Below are 25103 nucleotides of genomic sequence, written 5' to 3'. Positions count from 1 at the left end.
TGAGCCATCATTAAGGACCGGATGTTTCCGGCGCGTGTCGTCGCGACAATGTATTGAGCCGATTTCCATCCGGTTCAATGCGCGGCGGTGACGCAGTGCAGCATCAAAATCACGTGAAGGATCACTGGCATAAATCCCAGCGATCAGAAAAATTGATTGGCGCAACCCCTTGTGCCACGGTTACGTTCGGCTGGTCCAGCCAAGCGAAAAAGGCTGGCCATCGAGGAACATTTCCCATGCCACAGCGTAACGACACGGCCATATGGTCCGGCCTGTTCCGGATTTCTGCGGAATCCGGGCAGACCCTGCAGGCGCAGATCCGTCAGGCGATCGTCGCCGCCATCCTCGACCGGCAGATTGCCGCTTCGATGCCGCTTCCGTCCTGCCGCATCCTGGCCGAGAAACTCGGCGTCGCCCGCGGTACGGTGGTGCTGGCTTTCCAGCAACTGGTCGACCAGGGCTTCCTGGTGGCGCGCGAACGGCGCGGCCATTTCGTCAACCCGGACGTGCTGGCGACGCCGGCCAAGCCGCACCAGAAGGCACCCGACCAGGCCAACGAGATCGACTGGAAGGCGCGCCGGCAGATCGCCGCCAGCGACATGCCGCCGCCGGCCAAGCACGACAACTGGATCAAGTCGTCCTACCCCTTCGTCTACGGCCAGTTCGACCCGGCGCTGTTCCCGACCGCCGAATGGCGCGAGTGCAACCGCATGGCGCTGGCCGTGCTCGAGATCCGCAACTGGGCCTCCGACATGGTCGATCGCGACGATCCGCTGCTGATCGAGCAGATCCAGGCGCGGCTTCTGCCGCGGCGGGGCATCTTCGCCAATCCGGACGAGATCATCGTCACGCTGGGCGCCCAGAACGCGCTCTATATGCTGGCTTCGCTGCTGATGACCAAGGGCTCGAAGGTGGCGATGGAAGATCCGGGCTACCCCGACGCACGTTCGATCTTCCGGCTGGCGGGCGCCGACATCCAGCCGGTTCCGGTCGACCAGTCCGGCATCGTCACCTCGTCCATCCCCAGCGATTCCGGCTTTGTCTTCGTGACGCCCAGCCACCATTGCCCGACCATGGTGCCGCTGTCGGCGGAGCGGCGGCAGGACCTTCTGGCGCGCGCCAATCGCCACAACCAGATCATCATCGAGGACGGCTATGACAGCCAGCTTCTCGACGAAGCACCGCAGCAGGCGCTGAAGAGCCTCGATCGCTCCGGCCGCGTCGTCTATGTCGGCTCGATGTCGAAGACGCTGGCTCCCGGCCTTCGGCTTGGCTACATCGTAGCGTCGGCCGGGCTGATCGCCGAGCTTCGCGCGCTGCGCCGCTTCATGCTCCGGCATCCGCCGGCCAACAACCAGCGTGCCGTCGCGCTGTTCCTCTCGCTCGGCCACCACGAGGCGCTGGTGCGGCGGCTATCCTCCGCCTTCGACGAGCGGCGCAAGCGTCTGGTCCATGCGATTTCCGCCTTCCTGCCGGAATGGCGCTCGACCGACTCGGCCGGCGGCACGTCGCTCTGGCTCGAAGGGCCGCGCGGCACCGATTCGCGCGGCCTGGCAGAGGCGGCCGCCTCGCGCAGCGTCATCATCGAACCCGGCGACCGCTTCTTCGACAGGACCGAAAAGCCGTCGCGTTTCATGCGCTTGGGCATTTCCTCGATCGCGCTGCAGCACATCGAGCCCGGCATTCGCGAACTGGCGACGGCGGCAGGCCGCAGGCCGGCGGCAGCCTGACAGGCTGATTGGAGCCAATTCACAACGGGGCCGGAAACGGCCCCGTTTTCTTTAGCGCTCTGGCATATGCGACGGGACCCGCTGGCTCATAGGCTGTGCCAATGCCGGCGGCATAGTCGAGGCATAAAGGGGACGAAGCAGGCCGATGGTGGACCAACCACCGCCTCCCGCTTCGCAGCTAAAGGTGGAGTGCCTCCATGTCAGTGGCTCTTGAGAAGCAGGAAGCGTCGAGCGACCAGCGTTCGCGGCGCTCAGGCGGGCGCGAAGCGCGTCGCGCCATGCGGGCGGCGCCACTCGCCGACGATATCAGGCCGGTGCGCGCCGGCCTCGAAGGCGGCAGTTATGGACCGCTCGGCGAGAACGATCGCGAGCGCATCCACGAGGCGGTGCTGACACTGCTGGAGACGGTCGGCTTCGCCAACGCCATTCCCTCCTGCATAGAGGCGCTGACCAAGGCTGGCGCCACCTACGGCGATGATGGGCGCATCCGCTTCCCGCGCGCGCTGGTGCTGGACACCATCAGACAAGCGGCGCGGCATTTCACGCTGCACGGCCAGGACCCGAAGCACGACATGCTGATCAAGGGCAAGCGCGTGCATTACGGAACGGCGGGTGCTGCCGTGCATCTGGTCGACGTCGAGAAGCGCGAATACCGCGAGTCGCTTCTGCAGGACATCTATGACGCCGCCCGCATCGTCGAGGGGCTCGACAACATCCACTTCTTCCAGCGGCCGATGGTGCCGCGCGACATTCCCGATCCGCTCGATATGGACTTCAACACGCTCTACGCCTGCGTGATGGGAACGTCCAAGCATGTCGGCACCTCGTTCACGGTGCGCGAGAATGTGCAGCCGGCGCTTGAGATGCTTTACGCGATCGCCGGCGGCGAGGAGAATTTCCGCGCCCGGCCATTCGTCTCGAACTCGAACTGTTTCGTCGTGCCGCCGATGAAGTTCGCCGAGGACGCCTGCGGCGTGCTCGAAGCCTGCGTCGAAGGCGGCATCCCGATCTTGCTTTTGTCGGCTGGCCAGGCCGGTGCCACGGCCCCGGCGGCGATTGCCGGCGCAGTGGTGCAGGCGGTGGCCGAAGTGCTCGCCGGCCTCGTCTATGTCAACGCCATCAAGCCCGGCCACCCGGCGATCTTCGGCACCTGGCCGTTCGTCTCGGATCTCAGGACCGGCGCCATGTCGGGCGGCTCCGCCGAGCAGGCGGTGCTGACTGCGGCCTGCGCGCAGATGGCGCAATTCTACGACCTGCCGGGCGGCTCGGCCGCCGGCATGACGGATTCGAAACTGCCCGACATCCAGTCCGGCTATGAAAAAGGCATCACCGATGTGATGGCCGGCCTTGCCGGGCTCAACCTGGTCTACGAATCTGCCGGCATGCATGCCTCGCTGCTCGGCTTCTGCCTGGAAAGCCTGATCATCGACAATGACATGCTGGGCCACTGCCTGCGCTGCGTGCGCGGCATCGAGGTGACCGACGAGGCGCTGTCGATCGACACCATCGCCGATGTGTGCCTGAAGGGACCGGGCCACTATCTCGGCAACGAGCAGACGCTCAGGCTGATGCAAACCGAATATTTCTACCCGGCCGTCGGCGATCGCTTTTCGCCGAAGGAATGGAACGAGAAGGGCCGACCCGACATATTGCAGCGGGCGATCATCGAGAAGAAGCGCGTGCTTGCCGAGCGCTTCCCGCGCCATGTCCCGAAGCTGGTCGACGACAAACTGCGCGCCCGCTTCGGCGAAATGATCAAGCTGCCGCGCGGCAGCATGGGCGGTTGAGGCGCCTGTCTCGGAAACCGGTCAGTCGGCGCTCAGCCCGTAATGCTCGACCACTTCGGCGCTGATCAGCTTGGCATGCAGCGCCATCAACACGATCTGCGCATCGAAACTGTCGCCGGCTTCGAGTGCCGCCTCGATCCGGCGTTCCGCATCCAGCCGCCGCTCGGTGCCATTGGCCTGCTCGAATGTCTCCGGCCCGGCAATGCAGTAGGCGAAAAGCTGCGCCATGGATCGATAAGCGTCTGACGGCGGCTCGTCGGGCCAGTGGTCCTTCATCAGATTGACGATGGTGAGCTTCACGCCCTCCGGAACAAGGGCTGGATGAAGGTCGGCACCGCGCAGCGCCGTGTCGAGTTCCCTGAGGTCCCCCGAGCGGCCGAACATTCCAAGAAAACCAAGGGAAGAGCGCCGTTTCGTCATGATGATCCTGTTCCGCTTTCAAACAATATGGGCAGCGCGTGCCGCTATTGCACATGGAGGCGGATTGCCAGCAGCGATCGGGAGCCTATCTGGCGTAGCTGCAAGCATGAGTCTGGCTTCGTCGACCGTCGACGGGACAGTGCAATTCCGCAGGGAGAACCCATGAAGAAGACCTATCACGGCAGCTGCCATTGCGGCGCGGTGCATTTCGAGGCCGATCTCGACCTCGCCGAGGGCATCCGCAAATGCAACTGCAGCTTCTGCTGGAAGCTCGGCTACAGGAAATCCTTCACGGCCTTCGAGGCGCTGCGCGTAACGGATGGCCGCGACCGGATGCGGGAATACAAGGCGAGCCCATCCAACTGGCCGGAAGGCGACATCAACCATTATATGTGCCCGAACTGCGGCGCGAATTTCTTCTCCCGCGGCTACCTCGATTTCATGGGCGGCAATTTCTGGGCGGTGAATGTCGCCTGCCTCGACGACGTCACCGAGGAGGAACTCGCCGCAGCACCGATCATCTACGAGGACGGCAAACGCGACCGGCAGGACCAACCGCCCGAGATCACCGGATATTTGTGATCGGTCCGGACCAAGGCAGGAAGGCCCGTCGTCAGGCTTAGATCAGGCGCAAAAGGGCGGCTTGATCAGATCAAGCCGCCCTTTTTGCTTGCACGAAAGCCGTGATGTGCCGCTCAGTGGTTGTCGCGCGGCACGCCCCTGGTGTGCGCCACATCCTGGTATTTCACCGCCGGCTTCAGCACCATGCCGGCCGAAAACTGGTCGACCATGCCGCGCTGGATCTCCTGCCACGGCGTCTGGTGCTGCGGGTAGTGAAAGCCGCCATTGTTCTGCAGCGCCGCGCGCCGCGTGGCGATCTCTTCGTCGCTGACGAGGATGTTGGCGGTGCCCTTGTTCAGGTCGATGCGGACACGGTCGCCGGTCTTGATCAACGCCAGGCCGCCGCCGATCGCGGCTTCTGGCGAGGCGTTGAGGATCGACGGCGAGCCCGACGTGCCCGACTGGCGGCCGTCGCCGATGCAGGCCAGCGCATGGATGCCCTTCTTGATGAGGTAGGCCGGCGGCTGCATGTTGACGACCTCGGCACCGCCCGGATAGCCGATCGGGCCGGCGCCGCGCATGAACAGGATGGTGTGCTCGTCGATGCCTTGCGCCGGATCGTCGATGCGGGCGTGGTAGTCCTCCGGCCCGTCGAAGACCATGGCGTTGCCCTCGAAGGCCTCCGGGTCCTTCGGGTTGGACAGATAGCGCTCGCGGAATTCCGGCGAGATGCCGCTGGTCTTCATGATCGCCGAATCGAACAGATTGCCCTTGAGGTTGATGAAGCCGGCATTGGCCTTGAGCGGCTTGGCGACGGTGCGGATGACGTCGGCATTCTCGTTGGCCACGCCCTTGCAGTTGTCGCCGATCGACTTGCCGTTGGCGGTCACGGCGTCGGGATGCGGCAACAGCCCGGCCTTCAGCAGTTCGGCGACCACGGCCGGCACGCCGCCGGCGTGGTGATAGTCCTCGCCGAGATATTCGCCCGTCGGCTGCAGATTGACGATGAGCGGCACGTTGAGGCCGACCGTCTGCCAGTCGTCATTGTCGAGCGGCACGCCGAGATGGCGGGCAATGGCATTGAGATGGATCGGCGCGTTGGTCGAGCCGCCGATGGCGGAATTGACGACGATGGCGTTCTCGAAGGCTTGTCGCGTCATGATATCGGACGGCTTTAGATCCTCATGCACCATCTCGACGATGCGTCTGCCGGTCTCGTAGGAAATCTGGCCGCGCTCGCGGTAGGGCGCCGGAATGGCGGCCGAACCCGGCAACTGCATGCCGAGCGCCTCGGCCAGCGAGTTCATGGTGGTGGCGGTGCCCATGGTGTTGCAATAGCCGGTCGACGGCGCCGAGGAGGCGACGATGTCCATGAACTCGTCATAGTCGATCTCGCCGGCCGACAGGCGCTGGCGCGATTCCCAGACGATGGTGCCGGAGCCGGTGCGCTTGCCCTTGTGCCAGCCATTGAGCATCGGGCCGACCGACAGCGCGATCGCTGGAATGTTGACGGTGGCCGCCGCCATCAGCATGGCGGGCGTTGTCTTGTCGCAACCGATGGTGAGCACGACGCCGTCGAGCGGATAGCCGTACAGCACCTCGACCAGGCCGAGATAGGCAAGATTGCGGTCGAGTGCAGCGGTCGGACGCTTGCCGGTCTCCTGGATCGGATGGCACGGGAACTCGAAAGGGATGCCGCCCATCGAGACGATGCCTTCGCGCACGCGCTTGGCCAGTTCGATGTGATGGCGGTTGCAGGGCGACAGATCGGAGCCGGTCTGGGCGATGCCGATCAGCGGCTTGCCCGACATCAGCTCGGCGCGCGTCAGCCCGTAGTTCAGGTAGCGCTCGAGATAAAGCGCCGTCATGCCGGGGTTATCGGGGTTGTCGAACCACTCCTGCGAGCGAAATTTCTTCTTATCTGTGGGGGCGCCGGCCATCATGATCTCCATATTTGTAGGACAAATCGATATGGCAACGCGCCGAAGCAGGCAAGAGGCATGCGCGATCCGAACCAACACTTTGGTGCGATAGACACAACAGCGCCCCTGCGCTAGGGGTTCGAGCCAATCTTTCCGGGAGGTTTTTGATGGCTTTGGTGATCGAAGGCGAGGAACGCATCGCCGCACCCCTGCAAAAAGTGTGGGAAGCGTTGAACGATCCCGAGATCCTCAAGGAAACCATCCCCGGCTGTCAAAGCCTCGAAATGAAGTCGGCCACCGAGATGGCGGCGACGGTGGTGCTGAAGATCGGGCCGATCAAGGCGACGTTCAACGGCGAGGTGACGCTGAAAAACCTCAAGCCGCCGCATTCCTACACGATCCAGGGCGAAGGCAAGGGCGGCATCGCCGGCTTCGCCAAGGGTGGCGCCGACGTGACGCTGACATCAGACGGGCCGGAAACGACGGTGCTCAAATACGCTGCCAAGGCCGATGTCGGCGGCAAGATCGCCCAGCTCGGCAGCCGGTTGATCGAATCGACGTCGAAGAAGCTTGCGGGGCAATTTTTCTCGAGCTTTGGCGAGAAGGTGGGCGGCTGAGCCGCGGCCGACTTACTCGAACACGATGCTTGGCACCGCGGCTTCCGCCGCGCCGCGTTCCTCATTGACCCGGTCCCAGACCTTAGCTGCGATATCCCGATAGATCTTCGCTTCGGCGCTCTCCGGCTTCGAGACCACCACCGGCGTGCCGGCATCCGAGCTTTCGCGGATGCCCATTTCGAGCGGCACCTCGCCGAGGAAGATGACGCCGAGGCGCTCGGCTTCGCGGCGGGCGCCGCCATGGCCGAAAATGTCATAGCGCTTGCCGGTGTCGGGGGCGAGGAAGTAGCTCATGTTCTCGACGATGCCGAGCAGCGGCACGTCGACCTTCCTGAACATGTTTAGGCCTTTTCGCGCATCGATGAGCGCCAAGTCCTGCGGCGTCGAGACGATGACGGCGCCGGCCAGCGGCACCTGCTGCGCCATGGTCAGCTGGGCGTCGCCGGTACCAGGCGGCATGTCGACGACCAGTACGTCGAGCGGACCCCACTCGACCTCGCGCAGCATCTGCGTCAGCGCCGACATCACCATCGGCCCGCGCCAGATCATCGGCGTCTCCTCGTCGACGAGGAAGCCCATCGACATAACCTTGAGGCCATAATTCTCCATCGGTTTCAGGATCTTGCCGTCGACAGTCTGCGGCCGGCCGTGGATGTTGAGCAGCCTTGGCATGGACGGGCCGTAAATGTCGGCGTCGAGCACGCCCACCTTCAGGCCGTTGGCCGCCAGCCCAAGCGCCAGGTTGACGGCGGTGGTCGACTTGCCGACGCCGCCCTTGCCGGAGGCAACCGCGATGATCGCTTCGATGCCGGGCACGCCGCGCTTGCCGTGGCTATGCGAGGCCGGCGCCTGGGGCGCAGGCCGCTGGGGTGCTGCCGGCGGTGCCGGCCGAGGTGCTGGACGCGGCGGAACCGGAGCCTCCATGCCGCCGCCTTTCTTCTCCGCGGTCAGCGCTACGATGGCGCCGGCGACGCCCGGGATCGCCTTGACCACCCGCTCGGCAGCGGCGCGCAGCGGCTCCATTTCCTGCGCGCGGGCGGCGGGAACGGTGATCGAGAAGAACACCTTGCCATCGGCGATGAAAATCTCGGAAACCATGCCGAGATCGACGATGTTGCCGGTGAAATCCGGCCCGTTGACCGTCTTCAGGCGCTCGACGACGATTTCCTTGGTAACGGACATCAGGTCTTCCTTATGCAAGCTCGTGCCTGAGATAGTGCAGTTTCCGGACAGAACCAAGCCGTGGAGCAACGGCCGGCCTGGTGTGCCCCGGAAAACGACGGAAGCTGTCGGATTTGCCTGATCGACGGTCGCCAACCATCCGGCGCGACCTATCTGAAGGAGCAGCATGAGCACGACATCAAGGGAAGGAGACGGATCATGCTCGCAAACAGCAACGCAACGGCCAATCTCGCGGTGAAGGACCTGGCGAAGGCAAAGGCCTTTTACGAAGGGACGCTGGGCCTCAAACAGGTGGACGACATGGGCAACGAACTGGTCGTCTACAAAAGCGGCGACACGGTCATCAATGTCTATCATTCCGAATTCGCGGGAACCAACAAGGCGACGGCGGTGACCTGGACGGTCGGCGACGAGATCGGCAGCGTCGTCAAATCGCTAAAGTCGAAAGGCGTGGCCTTCGAGCACTTTGAAATGCCCGGCCTTTCGCTCGAAGGCGATATCCATGTCGGCTACGGCATGAAGGTCGCCTGGTTCAAGGACCCGGACGGCAACATCCTGAACCTGGTGGACAAATAGGCGGCCAGGTGGCGCGGGTATGATCTGGCGCAGCCGCGCCGTGCCGGATAGCTTGCGCCGATGATCGACAAGCTGGAATTCTTCATCGCTCTGGCCAAGGAAGAGCATTTCGGCCGGGCCGCGGAAGTATGCGGCGTTACCCAGCCGACGCTCTCGGCCGGCATCAAGCAGCTGGAAGGCCAGCTTGGCGTCATGCTGGTGCTGCGCGGCTCGCGCTTTCAGGGGCTGACGCCGGAAGGCAAGCAAGTGCTGGTGTGGGCGCGGCGCATCGTCGGCGACAGCCGTACCATGCGCGAGGAGATGCGCGCGGCGCGACACGGGCTTTCCGGCCGCATCCGCATCGCCGCCATTCCGACGGCTTTGGCCATGGTGGCGCGGCTGACGACGCCGTTTCGCGAAAAGCATCCGGGCGTCACCTTCTCGGTGCTGTCGCGGACCTCGATCGAGGTGCTGTCTTTGCTCGGCAATTTCGACATCGATGCCGGCATCACCTATCTCGACAACGAACCGCTGGGGCGAGTGACCAGCGTGCCGCTCTATGACGAGCGCTACCAACTGATCACTGCGGTGGGAAACCCCTATTCCGACCGCGACAAAGTGACATGGGCGGAAATCAGCCAATTGCCGCTCTGCCTTTTGACGCCGGACATGCAGAACCGCCGCATCATCGACCAGCATTTGGCGGAGGCCGGCGTGCAGGTGCGGCCGACGCTCGAATCCAACTCGATGATCGTCCTGTTTTCGCATATCCGCACCGGCAAATGGTCCTCGATCATGCCGCTCAACCTTGCGGAAACATTCGGCTTTTCCGAACCGATCCGGGCCATTCCGATCGTCGAGCCGGATGCCAGCCACACCGTCGGGCTGGTGGCGACGCCGCGCGAGCCGCACACGCCGCTGGTCCAGGCGCTGCTGGACGAGGCAATGGCGCTGGCGGACGATTTCCACGCCCGCCGCTGAGCTAGACAGTGCTGGCTGAACAGGTTTGATAGAAAATTTCTATCAAGCAACGGATCAGCTTTATTGATTCCAGAGGTTTCCTCTGATTTTGTAAAGACTTAGCGAAAAAAGCTATCGACCAGGGAGGGCGCTGCATGACGATGCAGCCTGCAAGTACCGAGATCGCATCGCGCACGGCGGCGATCGTCCAGGAATTGAAGGACCTCGAAGGTCCGTTGCTGCCGATCCTCCACGGCATCCAGGAAGAGTTCGGCCATGTGCCGCACGACGCGCTGCCGGTCATTGCCGATGGGTTGAACCTGTCGCGGGCCGAAGTGCACGGCGTCGTCACCTTCTATCATGATTTCCGCGCCAAGCCGGCCGGCCGGCACGTGCTCAAGCTCTGCCAGGCGGAAGCCTGCCAGTCGATGGGGTCGGACGCAGTCGCCGCCAAGATCAAGCAATTGCTCGGCATCGGTTTCCACGAGACCACCCGCGACGGATCGGTTACACTGGAACCGGTCTATTGCCTCGGGCTTTGCGCCTGTTCGCCTTCAGCAATGCTGGACGGCGAGGTGATCGGGCGGCTCGACGACGAGAAGATCGAAGAGATCGTCGCGGAGGTACGCTCATGATCCCGCGCATCTACATTCCAGGTGACTCCGGCGCGCTGGCGCTCGGCGCCGAGAAGGTCGCAAAGACGATCGCCAAGGAATTGGCCGAACGCGGCATCGAGGCCAAGATCGTGCGCAATGGTTCGCGCGGCGCCTATTTCCTCGAGCCTATGGTCGAGGTGGCGACCGCCGAAGGCCGCGTCGCTTACGGACCGGTGAAGCCTTCCGACGTCAAGAGCCTGTTCGATAGCGGCTTCCTCAAGGGTGGCCATCATAAGCGCTGGCTGGGCGCGCCGGACAAAATTCCGTTCCTGGCCAAGCAGACGCGCCTGACCTTCGCGCGCTGCGGCATCAACGACCCGCTGTCGCTCGATGCCTACAAATCGCTCGGCGGGCTGAAGGGCCTGCAGAATGCGGTGGCCATGGCGCCGCTCGACATCGTCAAGCAGGTGACGGAGTCGGGCTTGCGCGGCCGCGGCGGCGCCGGCTTCCCGACCGGCATCAAGTGGAAAACGGTGCTCGATACCGCCGGCGACCGCAAATACATCGTCTGCAACGCCGATGAGGGCGACAGCGCCACTTTCGCCGACCGCATGATCATGGAGGGCGACCCCTTCGTGCTGATCGAAGGCATGGCGATCGCCGGCATCGCCACCGGCGCGACCAAGGGCTTTGTCTATATCCGCTCGGAATATCCGCATGCGGTGGCGACGATGAACCGGGCTGTCCAGGTCGCGCGCAAGGCCGGCGTGCTCGGCACCAATGTGCTGGGTTCGCCTAACGCCTTCGACATGGAAATCCGCGTCGGCGCCGGCGCTTATGTCTGCGGCGAGGAAACCTCGTTGCTGAACAGCCTGGAAGGCAAGCGTGGCGTGGTTCGCGCCAAGCCGCCGCTGCCGGCGATCCAGGGCTTGTTCGGCAAGCCGACAGTGATCAACAACGTCATCAGCCTAGCCTCCGTGCCGATCATCATGGATAAGGGTGCCGCCTTCTACAAGGATTACGGCATGGGCCGCTCGCGCGGCACGATCCCGATCCAGATTGCCGGCAACGTCAAGCATGGCGGCCTGTTCGAAGCGGCTTTCGGCATGACGCTGGGCGAAATCGTCGACGAAATCGGCGGCGGCACGGCGACCGGACGGCCGGTGAAGGCGGTGCAGGTCGGCGGACCGCTCGGCGCCTATTTCCCGCGTGCCTTGTTCGACACGCCGTTCGATTACGAAGCCTTCGCCGCCAAGGACGGGCTGATCGGCCATGCCGGCATCACCGTGTTCGACGACACCGCCGACATGCTGAAGCAGGCGCGTTTCGCCATGGAGTTCTGCGCCATCGAAAGCTGCGGCAAGTGCACGCCTTGCCGCATCGGTTCGACGCGTGGCGTCGAGACCATCGACAGGCTCGCCGCCGGCATCGAACCGGAGAAGAACCTCGCTCTGGTCACCGACCTCTGCAACACGATGAAGTTCGGATCGCTGTGCGCGCTGGGCGGCTTCACGCCTTACCCGGTGATGAGCTCGATCACCCATTTCCCCGAAGATTTCAAGCCTGCGCCGGCGCGCGTGGCTGCTGAATAGGAGCTGGCAGATGAACATCAAGGCCGACTTCCCGATACTCATCGAAGAGATCGACTTCGGAACCCCGCAATCGAATGCGGAGAAGCGGGTCACGCTGACCGTCGACGGCCGCAGCATCACCGTACCGGAAGGCACGTCGATCATGCGAGCGGCGATGGAAGGCGGGGTCGAAATCCCCAAGCTCTGCGCCACCGACATGCTGGACTCGTTCGGTTCGTGCCGCGTCTGCCTCGTCGAGATCGAGGGCCGCGGCGGCACGCCGGCGTCCTGCACGACACCGGTCGGCGAAGGCATGGTGGTCAACACGCAGTCCGAGCGGCTCGACGCCATTCGTCGCGGCGTCATGGAGCTTTACATCTCCGACCATCCGACCGGCTGGAACGAGAAGGCCGGCACCGGCGCCAGCGAGTTCGACGTTGTGGCGAAGTCGGTTGGCCTGACCGAAAACCGCTTCGGCATCGAAGGCCGTAACCACGTCAAGGAGGACGGCGTCGCGCCCGGCCACGGATCGCTGGCGGTCGACTACATCGCCCGCGACGAATCCAACCCCTATTTCACCTATGATCCGGCGCAATGCATCGTCTGCTCGCGTTGCGTGCGGGCCTGCGAAGAGGTGCAGGGCACCTTCGCGCTGACCATCGAGGGCCGCGGTTTCGAATCGCGCATGGTCGCCGGCATGCACGAGGATTTCATCGCCTCCGAATGCGTGTCCTGCGGCGCTTGCGTGCAGGCCTGCCCGACCGACGCGTTGCGCGAGAAAACGGTGCTGGAGAAGGGCATGCCGGAGCGCTCGGCCGTCACCACCTGCGCCTATTGCGGCGTCGGTTGCTCGTTCAAGGCCGAAGTGAAGGACGACGAGGTCATCCGCATGATGCCCTACAAGGAGGGCAAGGCGAACCACGGCCATTCCTGCGTGAAAGGCCGTTTCGCCTATGGCTACGCCACCCACAAGGATCGCATCCTGTCGCCGATGATCCGCGAGAAGATCACCGATCCCTGGCGTGAAGTGAGCTGGGAAGTGGCTGTTGCCCATACGGCCAAGGAGTTCCGCCGCATCCAGTACCAGTACGGACGCACCGCGATCGGCGGCATCACCTCCTCGCGCTGCACGAACGAGGAAACCTACCTCGTCCAGAAGCTGGTGCGGCAGGGCTTCCGCAACAACAATGTCGACACCTGCGCGCGCGTCTGCCATTCGCCGACCGGCTATGGGCTCGGCCAGACCTATGGCACGTCGGCCGGCACGCAGGATTTCGATTCGGTCGATTTCACCGACGTCGCCGTCGTCATCGGCGCCAACCCGGCTTCGGCCCACCCTGTGTTCGCCTCGCGGCTGAAGAAGCGGCTGCGCCAGGGCGCCAAGCTGATCGTGCTCGATCCGCGCCGCACCGAGATGGTCAAGTCGGCGCATATCGAAGCCGCCTATCATCTGCCGCTGAAGCCCGGCACCAATGTGGCGGTGCTGACGGCGCTGGCGCATGTCATCGTCACCGAAGGCCTCTTCGACGAAGCCTTCATCCGCGAACGCTGCGACTGGGCGGAGTTCCAGGACTGGGCCTCGTTCGTTGCGCTACCGGAAAACAGCCCCGAAACCGTCGGCAAGCTCTCCGGCGTCGATCCCGAACTGATCCGGGGTGCTGCGCGTCTCTACGCCACCGGCGGCAACGGCGCGATCTATTACGGCCTCGGCGTGACGGAACACAGCCAGGGTTCGACCACGGTGATGGCGATCGCCAACCTCGCCATGGCCACCGGCAATATCGGCCGTCCCGGCGTCGGCGTGAACCCGCTGCGCGGCCAGAACAACGTGCAGGGCTCGTGCGACATGGGCTCGTTCCCGCACGAACTGCCCGGCTATCGGCATATCTCGGGCGAGGCCGTGCGCGACATCTATGAGAGCCTGTGGGGCGTGAAGCTCGACGACGAGCCGGGCCTGCGCATCCCCAACATGCTCGATGCCGCCGTCGACGGCTCCTTCAAGGGCATCTACATCCAGGGCGAGGACATCCTGCAGTCCGATCCCGACACCAAGCACGTCGCCGCAGGGCTGGCCGCGATGGAATGCGTCGTCGTGCACGACCTCTTCCTCAACGAGACGGCGAACTACGCACATGTCTTCCTGCCGGGCTCGACCTTCCTCGAGAAGGACGGCACCTTCACCAATGCCGAGCGCCGCATCAACATGGTGCGCAAGGTTATCGAGCCAAAGGCGCACTACGCCGATTGGGAGGCGACGCAGGAGCTTGCCCGCGCGATCGGGCTGGACTGGAACTACCGGCATCCTTCCGAGATCATGGACGAGATCGCCAAGACGACGCCGAGCTTCGCCAACGTCTCCTTCGAACTGCTCGACCGTGTCGGGTCCGTGCAGTGGCCCTGCAACGAGAAGGCGCCGCTCGGCACCCCGATCATGCATGTCGACGGCTTCGTGCGCGGCAAGGGCAAGTTCATCCGCACCGAATATGTGGCGACGGACGAAAGGACCGGGCCGCGCTTCCCGCTGCTGCTCACCACCGGGCGGATTCTGTCGCAGTACAATGTCGGCGCGCAGACGAGGCGCACCGAAAATGTGATGTGGCATGCCGAGGACATGCTGGAGATCCATCCGCACGATGCCGAGAACCGCGGCATTCGCGAAGGCGACTGGGTGCGGTTGGCGAGCCGTTCCGGCGAGACGACGTTGCGCGCGCTGATCACCGATCGTGTCTCGCCAGGTGTGGTCTATACGACCTTCCACCATCCGGACACGCAGGCGAACGTGATCACAACCGACTTCTCGGACTGGGCGACCAACTGTCCGGAATACAAGGTCACCGCCGTGCAGGTGGCGCCGTCCAATGGCCCGACCGAGTGGCAGAGGGATTATAACGAGCAGGCGCGCCAGAGCCGCCGCATCGCACCGCTGGAAGCGGCGGAGTAACCTTGGCCGCGCGCCGCAAAGCAACGACGCAGATATCGCGGCTGGCGCACCGCGCCAGCGGGACGGCGGCCGCGAACCGCATGGTGCCGGAGGAGACGCCGGTGGCGTTCTCCTTCGCCGGCACCACGCATGCGGTGATGATGGCGAGCCCCGCCGATTTCGAGGATTTCGCGCTCGGCTTCTCGCTGACCGAAGGCATCATCGCCGATCCGCAAGAGATCGAGGCGATCGAGGTCGAGTATCTCGGCGCCGGCATCGACATCCAGATCCGGTTGAAGGACAAGGCCAATACGCGCTTCCAGGCGCGGCGGCGCCGGCTTGCCGGGCCGGTCGGCTGCGGGCTGTGCGGCATCGAGTCTATCGAAGAGGCCATGCGTTCGGTCGACGCGGTCGGTGCGTCAAAGCTTACGCTTGAAGCCGACGACATCGTCCGTTCGGTCAAGCTTTTGTCGAAAGTGCAGCCGCTGCACACCGAGACCGGAGCCGTGCACGCCGCGGGCTTCTATATCCCCGGCAAGGGCATCGTCATGGCGCGCGAAGATGTCGGCCGCCACAACGCGCTGGACAAGCTGGCCGGCGCGCTGGCCAAGGCCGGCATCGATGGCGCGTCGGGCGCCGTGATCGTGACGTCTCGCGTGTCGGTCGAGATGGTGCAGAAGACGGCGGCGATCGGCTCGGCCTTCATCATTGCCGTCTCGGCGCCGACCGCGCTTGCCATCCGCACGGCGGAGGCCGCCGGAATGACGCTGGTGGCATTGGTTCGCGGCGAAGATTTCGATGTTTTCACCCACCCGGACCGGGTGGCTTCCGGAGTTGCCAAGCATGTCGCATGACGAAGAACACATTATGAGCACCAAGGAAAAGCTGGTGCGCATGGCCAACCAGATCGCCGATTTCTTCCATTCCAAGCCGCGCGAGGAAGGCATTGCCGGCGTTGCCGAGCACATCAACAAGTTTTGGGAGCCGCGCATGCGGCGGCAGCTGTTCGAGATGCTGGACGGCGGCACCGAGAATTTCAACGAGTTGGTGGTGGCCGCCTCCGCCAGGATCAAGCGGCCCAAGGCACCAGAACAGGCCGACAAGAACATCGGCTACACCGGGCCTGTCCCGGCCGAGAACGCAGCCCGCTGAAATAGCCTGACAACAGCGCGCCGGACTCCGTCCAACACCCCTCATCGCGTCTCGGCGCTGCGCGCCGATCCGCCTTCCCCCACTTGTGGGGGAAGGCAAGTGCGCCTCCACTCACCCCTTCGCCGCTTCTTCGATCTTGGCGATGTCGATCTTGCTCATCTGCATCATCGCCGACATCACCCGGCCGGCTTTGGCCCGGTCCGGATCCAGAAGCAGGCGCGGCAGCTGCTCCGGCACGACTTGCCAGGAGACGCCGAACCTGTCCTTCAGCCAGCTGCATTGCGACGGTTCGCCGCCGCCTTCGATGAGCCTTTCCCAGAAATAATCGACCTCTTCCTGCGTCTTGCAGTCGATCGACTGCGACATGGCTTCGTTGAACTTGAATTGCGGTCCGCCGTTGAGTGCCTGGAACTGCACGCCATCGAGCTCGAACGTGGTCACCAGCACCTTGCCTTCATCTGCATGACCCTCTGGCCAGCGCATCACGCTCAGCACCTTCGAGTTCTTGAAGATGGAGACGTAGAAATTCATCGCCTCTTCGGCCTGGTCGTCGAACCACAGGCAGGTGGTGATCTTTTGCATGTCGTGCTCCTCGGGTTGCTTCGTTTGCTTTGCGGTAAACGGCTGGCTCCGAGAATGGTGCCATGCCGTCTGCCCAAGGACGGCCGTGCGTCGGGCGATCCGACAGTGGCATGCAATTTTTTCGGAAAGTCCGGCTTTTCGGGAAAATCTGGCGCAGCGCAAAATTGTGGCCAGGCCAGACTATGGCGTCTATAACCCCTGCGATCCGAATTCAGCGCCGCCACGCTCCGCATGGAGCGCAGCCAGCCAGCTAGGGAATACTCATGCCTGCCTATCGTTCCCGCACCACCACCCATGGCCGCAACATGGCCGGCGCCCGCGGCCTGTGGCGCGCCACCGGCATGAAGGACTCGGACTTCGGCAAGCCGATCATCGCCGTGGTCAATTCCTTCACCCAGTTCGTGCCGGGCCATGTCCATCTCAAGGACCTCGGCCAGCTGGTCGCGCGCGAGATCGAGAAGGCCGGCGGCGTCGCCAAGGAGTTCAACACCATCGCCGTCGACGACGGCATCGCCATGGGCCATGACGGCATGCTCTATTCGCTGCCGTCGCGCGAGCTGATCGCAGACTCTGTCGAATACATGGTCAACGCCCATTGCGCCGACGCCATGGTCTGCATCTCCAATTGCGACAAGATCACGCCGGGCATGCTGATGGCCAGCTTACGCCTCAACATCCCGACCGTCTTCGTCTCCGGCGGTCCGATGGAAGCCGGCAAGGTGGTGCTGGCCGGCAAGACGCAGGCGCTCGACCTGGTCGACGCCATGGTTGCCGCCGCCGACGACAAGATCTCCGACGAAGACGTCAAGATCATCGAGCGCTCGGCCTGCCCGACCTGCGGCTCCTGCTCCGGCATGTTCACCGCCAATTCGATGAACTGCCTGACCGAGGCGCTTGGCCTGTCGCTGCCGGGCAACGGCTCGACGCTGGCCACCCACGCCGACCGCAAGCGCCTGTTCGTCGAGGCCGGGCATCTCGTCGTCGATCTCGCCCAGCGCTATTACGAGCAGGACGACGAGACGGCGCTGCCGCGCAGCATCGCCTCCAAGGGTGCGTTCGAGAACGCCATGACGCTCGACATCGCCATGGGCGGCTCGACCAACACCGTGCTGCACATCCTCGCGGCAGCGCATGAGGGCGAGGTCGACTTCACCATGGAAGACATCGACCGGCTGTCGCGGCGTGTTCCGGTGCTATGCAAGGTTGCGCCGGCGAAGTCCGACGTGCACATGGAAGACGTCCACCGTGCCGGCGGCATCATGGCCATCCTTGGCCAGCTCGACCAGGCCGGGCTGATCAACCGCGACCTGCCGACGGTGCACACGGCGAGCCTCGGCGAGGCGCTCGAGCATTGGGATATTTCCCGCACTTCGAGCCAGAATGTGCGGGATTTCTTCCTGGCCGCACCCGGCGGCGTGCCGACGCAGGTCGCCTTCAGCCAGGACCGCCGCTGGGACGAGCTCGATCTCGACCGAGAGAAGGGCGTCATCCGCTCGGCGGACACACCCTTTTCGAAGGACGGCGGCCTTGCCGTGCTGAAGGGCAATCTGGCGCTCGACGGCTGCATCGTGAAGACCGCGGGCGTCGACGAATCGATCCTGAAATTCACCGGTCCGGCGCGGGTGTTCGAAAGCCAGGACGCCTCGGTCAAGGCGATTCTCTCCAACGAGATCAAGGCCGGCGAAGTCGTCGTCATCCGCTATGAGGGACCGCGCGGCGGACCCGGCATGCAGGAAATGCTCTACCCGACCAGCTATCTGAAGTCGAAAGGCCTCGGCAAGGCCTGCGCGCTGATCACCGACGGCCGCTTCTCGGGCGGCACGTCCGGCCTGTCGATCGGCCACGTCTCGCCGGAAGCGGCGGAAGGCGGTCTGATCGGCCTGGTCCGGGAGGGTGACATGATCGAGATCGACATCCCCAACCGCAAGATCCACCTGGCGGTTAGCGAGGCCGAACTGGCTGCGCGGCGCGCGGCGATGGCGGCGAAGGGCGCGACGGCCTGGAAGCCCGAGGAAAAGCGCAAGCGCAAGGTTACGACGGCCCTGCGCGCCTATGCTGCTTTCGCCACCAGCGCTGACAAAGGTGCGGTCAGGCACGTGCCGGACTAAGGATCGCTTTACCTTCTCCCACAGGGAGAAGGGCCTCACGGCATCAGCTGATATTCATAGAGCTTCTGGTAGAGCCCGCCCTGCTTGAGCAAGATCTTGTGCGGGCCGCTTTCCACGACCTTGCCTTTCTCCAGCACCACGATCGTGTCGGCCTGGTGCACGGTCGACAGGCGGTGGGCGATGACGATGGTCGTGCGCCCGACCGTCAGCTGCTGCAGCGCGTCGCGAAACAGGGCCTCGGATTCGGCGTCGAGCGCGCTGGTTGCTTCGTCGAGCAGCAGGATTTCGGCATTGCGCAGCATGGCGCGGGCGATCGAGATGCGCTGGCGCTGGCCGCCGGAAAGCAGCGCGCCGTTCTCGCCCACATCCGTCTCGTAGCCTTTCGGCATGGCGCTGATGAAGTCGTGGGCATTGGCCGCCTTGGCGGCGGCGATCACCTCCTCGTCGGTGGCGTCCTGGCGCCCAAGCCGGATGTTGTGCATGATCGTCCCGGCAAACAGGAACGTGTCCTGGCTGACATAGGCGATCTTTTCCCTGACCGAAGCCAGCGTTGCGTAGGAGATGTCCTGGCCGTCGAACAGCACCCTGCCGCTTTGCGGATCGTACATGCGCATGATCAGGTTGAGGATCGTCGACTTGCCGCTGCCCGAAGGCCCGACCAGCGCCGTCATCTTGCCGGCCTCAAGCGTCAGGTCGAATCCTTCGAATACCGGCGGGCTTTCCGGATAGGCGAAGCTCGTACCATCGAAGCGGATTTCGCCCGGCCCCGGCTGCAGCGGCTTGGCGTCCGGCTTTTCGGCCAAGGTCAGCGGCCGGTCGGCCAGCTGGAACATCATGCGCACGCCGACGATACCGGTTTCCAGCGATATGCGCACGCGCGCCAGCCGTTTTGCCGGTTCATAGGCAAGCAGCAGCGCCCCGATGAAGGCCATGATGTTGCCCGGCATCTGACCACCCTGCAGGACCAGGAAGCCGCTGACAAAGACGGCGCCGGATATCGCCAGCCCGGCAAGTGTTTCCATCACCGGGCTGGTGGCAGCCTCCAGCGTTGCGATGTTGTTGGCGCGGTTCTCGACGTCCGATACCGCCTTGTACATGCGCTTGCGCATCGCGCCTTCGAGATTGAAGGATTTGACGACACGCACGCCAATTGCGGTTTCCTGCATCACATGCACGATCTGGCCGAGCGAGCGGAACTCCATCGCGGCGATCTTGCGGACGCGCTTGAGGATGCGGTTGACGCCGAAGATGGCGACCGGCCCGATGACGAAGCAGATCAGGGACAGTGCCGGCTGCTGCCAGACCATCACCGCCACCAGCACGATCAGCGTCACCAGGTCCCGCACATAGGACGTGACAACGAGGTCAAGGACGCTGCGCGCGGCCTGTGCATTGTTGGTCATGCGGGTGATCAGGTCGGACGACGAGGTCGAATGGTAGAATTCGATGCCTTGCGCGAGGATCCGGTCATAGATCTTGCGCTGCCGGTCGGCGATGATGGCGTTGCCGACGCGGCTCATGAAATAGGCCTGGACGAAATTGGCGACGCCCTTGAAGATGAAGATGGCAGCGACCGCGGCCGCAATCAGGTTGACGCGGTCCAGTCGCTTGTAGATGACGAATTCGTTCGTGATCTCACGCAGGATCCAGGCGCTGGCGCCTGTCATGGCGGCCACCACAAGCATCGACAGTATGGCGGCGCCGTATCCGAACCTATGTTCCCGGAAGGATTCCTTGACCAGCCTCACGATGAGGCGCTGGTTCTCCGTCGAGCGGAAGAAGCGAAACAAACGGCTGATCCCATGCCTAGCTGACGCGAATTCGGATTCGCCACGGGGGCGAGAGGCGGCTTATAGAGCGAGTTGCCGCCGGATGGAACCTTTCGCCACTGCGAAAGGAAATGGCTGCGGCAGGGTGGCTTTTGCGCCACGATGGGATGCTGGTTCTTCAAGGGGATGACGAAAGATGGATTTCGCCCTCATCGTGCGCGGCGGCACGCTGCCTGACGGCAGGGTTGCCGATATCGGCATTACTGGCGAGACGATCGCGGCGATCGAACCCGAACTGAACGCTGCCGCGGGCACGGTGATCGATGCGCATGGCAACCTGGTCGCACCGCCTTTCGTCGATCCGCATTTCCACATGGACGCCACGCTCTCCTACGGCATTCCGCGCATCAATGCCTCGGGCACGCTGCTGGAGGGCATATCGCTATGGGGCGAGCTGAAGCCGCTTCTGACGCACGAGGCGGTGCGCGAGCGCGCGCTTGCCTATTGCGACTGGGCCGTATCGATGGGCCTGCTCGCCATCCGCACCCATGTCGATGTCTGCGACGATCGCCTTTTGGCGGTGGAGGCCTTGCTCGACGTCAAGAAAACGGTCGCGCCCTATATCGACCTGCAGCTGGTCGCCTTCCCGCAGGACGGGCTCTATCGTTCGCCGACGGCGCTTGAGAACACCGTCCGCGCGCTCGACATGGGCGTCGATATCGTCGGCGGCATTCCGCATTTCGAGCGCACCATGGCCGACGGCACGCGTTCGGTGACGGAACTCTGCGAAATCGCCGCCAGGCGTGGGCTGATGGTCGACCTGCATTGCGACGAAACCGACGATCCGCTGTCGCGCCATATCGAGCAGCTTGCCTATGAGACGCAGAGGCTCGGCCTGCAAGGCAGGGTGGCCGGCTCGCACCTTACCTCCATGCACTCGATGGACAATTATTACGTCTCCAAACTGTTGCCGCTGATCGCCGAGGCCGGCGTATCGGCCATCCCCAACCCGCTGATCAACATCATGCTGCAGGGCCGACACGACACTTTTCCCAAGCGCCGCGGCCTGACGCGCGTCAAGGAAATGCTCGCCATGGGCATCCGCGTCGGCTGGGGCCAGGATTGTGTGCTCGATCCCTGGTATTCGCTGGGCACGGCCGACATGCTCGACGTCGCCTTCATGGGCCTGCACGTCGCCCAGATGTCGAGCCCCGCCGACATGGCGCGCTGCTTCGACATGGTCACCAACGTCAACGCGGCCATCATGGGGCTCGACCATCTCGGCCTTGCCGTCGGCAAGCGCGCCAGTCTCGTCGTCCTCGACGCCGGCAATCCGGTCGAGGCCATTCGTTTGCGCCCTGAACGTCTCTGCGTCATCGCCAGGGGCAAAGTGGTTGCCGAGCGGACGAAGCAGGAAACCCGCCTGTCGATCGCCGGCCGACCGACACAGGTGAACCGTCGGCACAAGGCAGCCGGCTCCCTGTCATAGGCGAGCCGAGCCTTTCAGGCCCAAAAGGCCAGCCTCTCTGCATCTAGGCTCTCCGCTTCGTCTGGCCATAATTAAGTCTGCAATAAACCTCCACTTTGGTTCGAGGAGGATCACCATGTGGCAAAAGACTGTGATGGCGGTTGCGCTGGCGGCGGCTTGTGCGGGCTGTATGTCGGCGGAGGACCGCCGCGCCGCCGATGAGGCCAAATGCCGGTCCTACGGCTTCACCAAGAAGAACGATGCCTTCGCCGAATGCCTGCAGCGCATCGACCTCGATCGGCGCGCGGAACTCCGAAGCGCATCGGCTTCCGATCCCTGGGACAGGCCTATCCTCTATCGCCCGATCATCATTCGGCCGCAGCCTAAATAGCGGATCGTACAGACGCGGCCTGCCGAAAGCGCACGGAAGGCATAGAACCAGCCGATTTCCGCCGCTGGTCTTATCGACTCCCTCGAATTGCGCTCGTCAAATCGGCCGCTTGCGTCTACGGAGCCGGCATGGCTCCCTCCCTTGCCCGCAATCTTACGATCAGGAACGTGCTTTTGGCCGGCATCTTGCTGATGCTGGCCGGCGATTTCCTGTTTGCGCTCAACGACGCGATGGGCAAATGGCTGGTTGCCAGCTTTTCCGTCGGCCAGGTCGTGCTGATCCGCTCGGTCGGCGCCTTTTTCGTGCTCGGCCCGATGATCGCCAACCAGGGCGCCGGCAGGCTGTTCAAGATGGAGCGGCCGGACCTGCAGGTCCTGCGCGTGGTGGCGACGACGCTCGACACCGCGCTTTTCTACGCCGCCGTCGTCTATTTGCCGCTCGCCGATGTGATGAGTTTCTACATGGCCGGACCGATCTATGTCGCGGCGCTGTCGCACCTGCTGCTTGGCGAAAAGGTCGGCTGGCGCCGCTGGCTGGCGATCCTGGTCGGCTTCTGCGGCGTGCTGATCATGCTGAAGCCGTCCTCGGCGGCGTTTTCGCTGTCCTCGATATTCGCGCTCGTCGGCAGCATTGCCTTCGCCTTCGCCATCATCCTCAACCGGCGGCTGCGCGGCACCAGCGACACCACTCTGGTCACCTGGCAGACCATCGGCACGTTGATTGTCGGTGGTGTGCTGACCATCGGCGCGTGGCAGACGCCGTCGGCGCTCGATTTCGGCGCCATGCTGCTGCTCGGCATCGTCTCCTGCGCCGCGCATCTGATGATCACGCGGGCGCTCAAGCTGGCGCCGGCTTCGACGCTGGCGCCGCTGCACTACACGCTGCTCTTGTGGGCCGTGGTCTTCGGCCTGGTCTTCTTCGGCGACGTGCCGAGCCTGCGCATTCTGGTCGGTTCGGCGATCGTCGTGCTCGCCGGCATGTTCATCTTCCACCGCCAGAAGGTGGTCGACACCGTGGTACCGCCCGAGAACGTGCCGAAGGGCGTGAACTGAACCGAGCCGGGCTTAACCCTGGCGCACGGCCGCCAGATGCCGTGAAAACTCCGGCGTTTCCATCAGCGCCTTGCAGCGGGCGAAGCGACCGTCGGCATAGGCGCGGAAATCGTCGACCGGGTTGTTGTTGGCAAGCTGGAGCAGCCCCCACAGTGTCCACAACAGATCGCACATCGCCTTGTAGATGACGACGCGACCGCGCTCGACCGGCTTCGGCTCGCGGCCGAAATAGGCGCGCATCAGTTCTTCATCCTGCGCGGTATCGAACTTGCCTTCGACCGAGAGGTCGCCGAGATCCCAGAGCGGATCGTTCATCCCCGAATATTCCCAGTCGACGATCCACATCCGCTCGCCGGTGTCGAGAAAGTTCTCGCACAGCGGATCGCAGTGGCAGGCGGCAAGCGGCAGCTTATGGGCGGCAAGTGCTGCACGCACGGTTTCGGCCTCGTGCACGACATCGTGGTAACCAGGCGGCAACGCCACTTCCTTGGTCGACAGCACCTTCAGATAATCGTCGATCATCGCAAACAACTCGAAGCGGAAAGGAAACACCGCACCGGAAACGTGCAGCTTGCGGAAGACATCGCCCGCGCGCGCCGGACTGCCCGGACGCAGTTTGAACTTTTCCGGCGACATCGTCTCGGCGCCGGCGATGAACCGGCTCACCATCACGCCCGTGCCGGCGTCGACATGCAGCACCTGCGGACTGACGCCGGCTTTCGCCGCCTCGCGCGCCGCCACGGCTTCATTGGCGCGGTTGATGTACTCCTCGGTGCCTTTGCCGGGAATGCGCAGGCAGAAATCGCCGGCCCTGTAGACGAGGTTGGTGAGGCCGCCGAGCCGTTCCAGCGGTCCGTCATAACCGGCCAGCACTGGAATGGTGGCCAGTGCAGCGCGTGCTATCTCATCCGCCATCGCCTCGATCCCCCTTCACGCCTTTATTATCGCAGCGACGGTTCCACAGTTTTCGCCATTTGGCTATCATCCCGTCACAGGCAAAGAGTCGGGCGAGCGGCAATGGCACACAGCAAGCAGAACACTGCGCTAGGCGCGGCCTATGCGGCGAAGCGACCCGAGGAGGTGGCGGCGCTCTACGACAGCTGGTCCGAGACGTACGATGCCGACATGTCGACCGCCGGCTACCGTCATCCGACGATATGCCTCGCTCTGCTGGCCCGCCATCTGCCCCGCGGGGCAGCCCCGCTTCTCGATGCCGGCGCCGGCACCGGGCTCAGCGGCGAATGGCTTGCCATCACCGGCTACCCGCAAGTCGAGGCGCTCGACATTTCCGAGGGCATGCTGGCCAAGGCGTCGGCCAAGGGCATCTATTCGGCGCTTCACTGCCTGGCGCTCGGCGGGCCGCTGCCTTTCGCGGACAATGCCTATGCCGGAATCGTCTCGGCCGGTGTCTTCACTTCGGGCCATGTCGGCGCCGAAGGACTGGACGAGCTGATCCGCATCTGCCGGCCGGGCGGCGCGATCGTGCTGACGGTCAAGAACACGCTGTGGGAGGCGGGCTTTGCCGCGCGCATCGCCGAATTGGAGGCGCAAGGCGTCGTCACGCGCGACGAAGAGACGGCGCCCTATGTCTCCATGCCGGGCGAGGCCGATACCGTGCCCAGCCGAGGTCTTGTCCTGCGCGTCATCTGATCGAGACTGGAGAAGGCCTAAAGCGCGTCGCGTTCAAACGGATTCATGCGACGCGCTTTAGGTTCTTGTTTTATGCATGTCGTTGTCGCAAAACCGCTGCGCACTTTTGC

The 25103-nt window shown here is 64.0% G+C and carries 22 protein-coding genes; 16 read left to right on the top strand and 6 right to left on the bottom strand.

Going from position 1 to position 25103, the window contains the following annotated elements:
• Nucleotides 1-236: 236 nt before the first annotated feature.
• Both pdxR and A6B35_RS07095 read left to right on the top strand, forming a co-directional pair.
• Complete coding sequence (pdxR, locus tag A6B35_RS07100; protein WP_006202854.1) at nucleotides 237-1730, top strand: MocR-like pyridoxine biosynthesis transcription factor PdxR; 1494 nt, start codon at nucleotides 237-239, stop codon at nucleotides 1728-1730.
• 197 nt (nucleotides 1731-1927) lie between these two features.
• On the top strand, nucleotides 1928-3517 hold the full coding sequence (locus A6B35_RS07095; RefSeq protein ID WP_006202853.1) for a trimethylamine methyltransferase family protein: 1590 nt from the start codon (nucleotides 1928-1930) through the stop codon (nucleotides 3515-3517).
• Nucleotides 3518-3538: 21 nt separating this feature from the next.
• Here the strand turns inward: A6B35_RS07095 and A6B35_RS07090 are convergent, their stop codons facing one another.
• A complete protein-coding gene (locus A6B35_RS07090; protein ID WP_040582948.1) occupies nucleotides 3539-3937 on the bottom strand; it encodes a hypothetical protein in 399 nt (132 codons plus the stop codon).
• A 162-nt stretch (nucleotides 3938-4099) separates the two neighbouring features.
• On the opposite strand from A6B35_RS07090, the gene A6B35_RS07085 reads away from it, so the two are divergent.
• The gene (locus A6B35_RS07085) at nucleotides 4100-4519 is read left to right on the top strand and encodes a GFA family protein (protein ID WP_006202851.1); all 420 of its coding nucleotides are present in this window, start codon (nucleotides 4100-4102) and stop codon (nucleotides 4517-4519) included.
• A 113-nt stretch (nucleotides 4520-4632) separates the two neighbouring features.
• Here the strand turns inward: A6B35_RS07085 and A6B35_RS07080 are convergent, their stop codons facing one another.
• Nucleotides 4633-6438 (bottom strand): IlvD/Edd family dehydratase, encoded by a 1806-nt coding sequence (locus A6B35_RS07080; protein ID WP_006202850.1) that lies wholly within the window; start codon nucleotides 6436-6438, stop codon nucleotides 4633-4635.
• 149 nt (nucleotides 6439-6587) lie between these two features.
• On the opposite strand from A6B35_RS07080, the gene A6B35_RS07075 reads away from it, so the two are divergent.
• A complete protein-coding gene (locus A6B35_RS07075) occupies nucleotides 6588-7037 on the top strand; it encodes an SRPBCC family protein (RefSeq protein ID WP_006202849.1) in 450 nt (149 codons plus the stop codon).
• 12 nt (nucleotides 7038-7049) lie between these two features.
• Here A6B35_RS07075 and A6B35_RS07070 read toward each other — a convergent pair whose 3' ends face one another.
• Complete coding sequence (locus tag A6B35_RS07070; RefSeq protein ID WP_244425943.1) at nucleotides 7050-8222, bottom strand: Mrp/NBP35 family ATP-binding protein; 1173 nt, start codon at nucleotides 8220-8222, stop codon at nucleotides 7050-7052.
• Nucleotides 8223-8417: 195 nt separating this feature from the next.
• On the opposite strand from A6B35_RS07070, the gene A6B35_RS07065 reads away from it, so the two are divergent.
• From A6B35_RS07065 to A6B35_RS07035, 7 genes are all read left to right on the top strand, one after another.
• Nucleotides 8418-8795: a VOC family protein gene (locus A6B35_RS07065; protein WP_006202847.1), complete on the top strand. Its 378-nt coding sequence runs from the start codon at nucleotides 8418-8420 to the stop codon at nucleotides 8793-8795.
• Nucleotides 8796-8855: 60 nt separating this feature from the next.
• Entirely contained in the window at nucleotides 8856-9755 is a 900-nt protein-coding gene (locus tag A6B35_RS07060) for a LysR family transcriptional regulator (protein WP_006202846.1), read from the top strand.
• A gap of 134 nt (nucleotides 9756-9889) precedes the next feature.
• A complete protein-coding gene (locus A6B35_RS07055) occupies nucleotides 9890-10369 on the top strand; it encodes a formate dehydrogenase subunit gamma (protein ID WP_006202845.1) in 480 nt (159 codons plus the stop codon).
• A complete protein-coding gene (locus A6B35_RS07050) occupies nucleotides 10366-11922 on the top strand; it encodes a formate dehydrogenase beta subunit (RefSeq protein WP_006202844.1) in 1557 nt (518 codons plus the stop codon). The genes A6B35_RS07055 and A6B35_RS07050 overlap by 4 nt, the downstream gene beginning before the upstream one ends.
• A gap of 10 nt (nucleotides 11923-11932) precedes the next feature.
• Nucleotides 11933-14842 (top strand): formate dehydrogenase subunit alpha, encoded by a 2910-nt coding sequence (gene fdhF / locus A6B35_RS07045; protein ID WP_006202843.1) that lies wholly within the window; start codon nucleotides 11933-11935, stop codon nucleotides 14840-14842.
• A 2-nt stretch (nucleotides 14843-14844) separates the two neighbouring features.
• Entirely contained in the window at nucleotides 14845-15675 is an 831-nt protein-coding gene (fdhD, locus tag A6B35_RS07040; protein ID WP_006202842.1) for a formate dehydrogenase accessory sulfurtransferase FdhD, read from the top strand.
• Complete coding sequence (locus A6B35_RS07035) at nucleotides 15665-15973, top strand: formate dehydrogenase subunit delta (protein WP_040582946.1); 309 nt, start codon at nucleotides 15665-15667, stop codon at nucleotides 15971-15973. Before fdhD ends, A6B35_RS07035 begins: the two co-directional genes overlap by 11 nt.
• A 111-nt stretch (nucleotides 15974-16084) precedes the next feature.
• On the opposite strand, the gene A6B35_RS07030 is transcribed toward A6B35_RS07035, so the two are convergent.
• Complete coding sequence (locus A6B35_RS07030; RefSeq protein ID WP_006202840.1) at nucleotides 16085-16555, bottom strand: VOC family protein; 471 nt, start codon at nucleotides 16553-16555, stop codon at nucleotides 16085-16087.
• A gap of 263 nt (nucleotides 16556-16818) precedes the next feature.
• On the opposite strand from A6B35_RS07030, the gene ilvD reads away from it, so the two are divergent.
• Nucleotides 16819-18663: a dihydroxy-acid dehydratase gene (gene ilvD, locus A6B35_RS07025; RefSeq protein ID WP_006202839.1), complete on the top strand. Its 1845-nt coding sequence runs from the start codon at nucleotides 16819-16821 to the stop codon at nucleotides 18661-18663.
• A gap of 35 nt (nucleotides 18664-18698) precedes the next feature.
• Here ilvD and A6B35_RS07020 read toward each other — a convergent pair whose 3' ends face one another.
• On the bottom strand, nucleotides 18699-20453 hold the full coding sequence (locus tag A6B35_RS07020; protein WP_006202838.1) for an ABC transporter ATP-binding protein: 1755 nt from the start codon (nucleotides 20451-20453) through the stop codon (nucleotides 18699-18701).
• A 175-nt stretch (nucleotides 20454-20628) separates the two neighbouring features.
• Here A6B35_RS07020 and A6B35_RS07015 point away from each other — a divergent pair, with 175 nt between their 5' ends.
• From A6B35_RS07015 to A6B35_RS07005, 3 genes are all read left to right on the top strand, one after another.
• On the top strand, nucleotides 20629-21921 hold the full coding sequence (locus tag A6B35_RS07015) for an amidohydrolase family protein (RefSeq protein WP_006202837.1): 1293 nt from the start codon (nucleotides 20629-20631) through the stop codon (nucleotides 21919-21921).
• A gap of 115 nt (nucleotides 21922-22036) precedes the next feature.
• Entirely contained in the window at nucleotides 22037-22291 is a 255-nt protein-coding gene (locus A6B35_RS07010) for a hypothetical protein (RefSeq protein ID WP_006202836.1), read from the top strand.
• A gap of 128 nt (nucleotides 22292-22419) precedes the next feature.
• Nucleotides 22420-23343, top strand: coding sequence for a DMT family transporter (locus A6B35_RS07005; protein ID WP_006202835.1), 924 nt, complete (start codon nucleotides 22420-22422; stop codon nucleotides 23341-23343).
• Between the two features lie 12 nt (nucleotides 23344-23355).
• Here A6B35_RS07005 and A6B35_RS07000 read toward each other — a convergent pair whose 3' ends face one another.
• Nucleotides 23356-24258 carry a phosphotransferase family protein gene (locus A6B35_RS07000; protein ID WP_006202834.1) on the bottom strand — a complete coding sequence of 301 codons (903 nt, stop codon included), beginning with the start codon at nucleotides 24256-24258 and terminating at the stop codon, nucleotides 23356-23358.
• Nucleotides 24259-24360: 102 nt separating this feature from the next.
• Here A6B35_RS07000 and A6B35_RS06995 point away from each other — a divergent pair, with 102 nt between their 5' ends.
• Nucleotides 24361-24993, top strand: coding sequence for a class I SAM-dependent DNA methyltransferase (locus A6B35_RS06995; protein WP_065518160.1), 633 nt, complete (start codon nucleotides 24361-24363; stop codon nucleotides 24991-24993).
• The last annotated feature ends 110 nt before the right edge of the window (nucleotides 24994-25103 follow it).

It is taken from the genome of Mesorhizobium amorphae CCNWGS0123 (genome assembly GCF_001686985.1).
Taxonomy (GTDB): Bacteria; Pseudomonadota; Alphaproteobacteria; order Rhizobiales; family Rhizobiaceae; genus Mesorhizobium; species Mesorhizobium amorphae.
Note: the sequence above shows the minus strand (reverse complement) of the source record. Positions and strands in the feature narration are given on the sequence as shown.

What these genes read in the sequence shown, in the direction of transcription:
- A6B35_RS07055 (WP_006202845.1), top strand. Translation starts at nt 9,890, where the DNA reads ATGACGATGCAGCCTGCAAGTACCGAGATCGCATCGCGCACGGCGGCG.
- A6B35_RS07085 (WP_006202851.1), top strand. Translation starts at nt 4,100, where the DNA reads ATGAAGAAGACCTATCACGGCAGCTGCCATTGCGGCGCGGTGCATTTC.
- A6B35_RS07000 (WP_006202834.1), bottom strand. Translation starts at nt 24,258, where the DNA reads ATGGCGGATGAGATAGCACGCGCTGCACTGGCCACCATTCCAGTGCTG.
- ilvD (WP_006202839.1), top strand. Translation starts at nt 16,819, where the DNA reads ATGCCTGCCTATCGTTCCCGCACCACCACCCATGGCCGCAACATGGCC.
- A6B35_RS07090 (WP_040582948.1), bottom strand. Translation starts at nt 3,937, where the DNA reads ATGACGAAACGGCGCTCTTCCCTTGGTTTTCTTGGAATGTTCGGCCGC.
- A6B35_RS06995 (WP_065518160.1), top strand. Translation starts at nt 24,361, where the DNA reads ATGGCACACAGCAAGCAGAACACTGCGCTAGGCGCGGCCTATGCGGCG.
- A6B35_RS07050 (WP_006202844.1), top strand. Translation starts at nt 10,366, where the DNA reads ATGATCCCGCGCATCTACATTCCAGGTGACTCCGGCGCGCTGGCGCTC.
- pdxR (WP_006202854.1), top strand. Translation starts at nt 237, where the DNA reads ATGCCACAGCGTAACGACACGGCCATATGGTCCGGCCTGTTCCGGATT.
- A6B35_RS07095 (WP_006202853.1), top strand. Translation starts at nt 1,928, where the DNA reads ATGTCAGTGGCTCTTGAGAAGCAGGAAGCGTCGAGCGACCAGCGTTCG.
- A6B35_RS07005 (WP_006202835.1), top strand. Translation starts at nt 22,420, where the DNA reads ATGGCTCCCTCCCTTGCCCGCAATCTTACGATCAGGAACGTGCTTTTG.
- fdhF (WP_006202843.1), top strand. Translation starts at nt 11,933, where the DNA reads ATGAACATCAAGGCCGACTTCCCGATACTCATCGAAGAGATCGACTTC.
- A6B35_RS07030 (WP_006202840.1), bottom strand. Translation starts at nt 16,555, where the DNA reads ATGCAAAAGATCACCACCTGCCTGTGGTTCGACGACCAGGCCGAAGAG.
- A6B35_RS07015 (WP_006202837.1), top strand. Translation starts at nt 20,629, where the DNA reads ATGGATTTCGCCCTCATCGTGCGCGGCGGCACGCTGCCTGACGGCAGG.
- A6B35_RS07060 (WP_006202846.1), top strand. Translation starts at nt 8,856, where the DNA reads ATGATCGACAAGCTGGAATTCTTCATCGCTCTGGCCAAGGAAGAGCAT.
- A6B35_RS07080 (WP_006202850.1), bottom strand. Translation starts at nt 6,438, where the DNA reads ATGGCCGGCGCCCCCACAGATAAGAAGAAATTTCGCTCGCAGGAGTGG.
- A6B35_RS07035 (WP_040582946.1), top strand. Translation starts at nt 15,665, where the DNA reads ATGTCGCATGACGAAGAACACATTATGAGCACCAAGGAAAAGCTGGTG.
- A6B35_RS07065 (WP_006202847.1), top strand. Translation starts at nt 8,418, where the DNA reads ATGCTCGCAAACAGCAACGCAACGGCCAATCTCGCGGTGAAGGACCTG.
- A6B35_RS07010 (WP_006202836.1), top strand. Translation starts at nt 22,037, where the DNA reads ATGTGGCAAAAGACTGTGATGGCGGTTGCGCTGGCGGCGGCTTGTGCG.
- A6B35_RS07075 (WP_006202849.1), top strand. Translation starts at nt 6,588, where the DNA reads ATGGCTTTGGTGATCGAAGGCGAGGAACGCATCGCCGCACCCCTGCAA.